The sequence below is a fragment of the Lyngbya sp. CCY1209 genome (assembly GCF_055795065.1).
Genome location: NZ_JAYFER010000190.1, coordinates 1 through 945 on the forward strand (window position 1 = coordinate 1; position 945 = coordinate 945).

Annotated in this window: 1 protein-coding gene; it reads left to right on the forward strand. The window is 58.7% G+C overall.

All coding sequences use genetic code 11. The features are described 5' to 3' along the window. Nucleotides 1-89 precede the first annotated feature (89 nt). Nucleotides 90-758, forward strand: a complete 669-nt coding sequence (locus AC0QHF_RS03315; protein ID WP_324702764.1) for an HAS-barrel domain-containing protein — start codon at nt 90-92, stop codon at nt 756-758. Nucleotides 759-945 lie beyond the last annotated feature (187 nt).

The window sequence follows — 945 nt, forward strand, 5'->3', positions numbered from 1 at the left end:
CCTGGTAAGGCTTTCATCCCTCTGGATGGATATAAGGGACGCACCCCTGACCAGCCTTATAACTGTCTGTATGTTCCGATCTGTGAGCCATGCGCCTTCCCTTGCCTCAATTTGCGGCAGCCAACCGGCACCGCGACCACTTCGCCGAGGTGATCGAAACGTCAACCTGCGAGTTTCTGGCTCAGTGCTTGGAACCGGAGGATCTCAGCTTTCCGGTGATGCCGCCTTTCGGGAGTTGGGTGGTGGCGGTGGACGAGGAGTCCGGCAACCGGGTGTACGCGATCGTTTACCACGCGACGACGAGTCCCATCGACTCCGTTCACCGGGCTCGGGCTTTGGGCCTGTCCCTGCAAGAGTTGCGGGAACAGCAGCCCCAAATTTTTGCCATGCTGAAAACCGAATTCCGGGCGGCGATCGTCGGTTTTGAAGAACCGCCGCAAGGGAGGAACGGATCGCGGCCCGATCGCGGCAAAATTTATCAATACCTCCCCCCCCGTCCCCCCCAAATTCACCAAGCTGTCTACCGCTGCTCGGCGGAAGCGGTGGTCAACTTCAGCGAAAGCCTGGATTTCCTGCGGACCCTCCTGCAAGTAGCCAACGCTCCGGTGGATTCGTTGGTGGCCGCAACCATCCGAGAAATTTATCAACTCCGACACTGCGATCGCCCCTGGCTGGTGGAAGCCGGACGCTCCATCAGCGTCCTCCTCAAAGACGATTACGATCGCCTGCGAATGATCCTCAAGCAGATCAATCCCTAGAGAATCGGGAGTTGGGGGGCAGGGGGGCAGGGGGGCAGGGGGGCGGAGGAGGCGGAGGAGGCAGAGGAGGCAGAGGAGGCAGAGGAGGCAGGGGAGGCAGAGGAGGCAGGGGAGGCAAATTTATAGTCAGATCCGTACAAATTCCCCAATCATCTGAATATGATTTTGGCTATTAGCTTGGGAATTG

Excerpts from the sequence above, each read along its gene's own strand:
- AC0QHF_RS03315 (WP_324702764.1), top strand. The coding sequence starts at position 90 with ATGCGCCTTCCCTTGCCTCAATTTGCGGCAGCCAACCGGCACCGCGAC.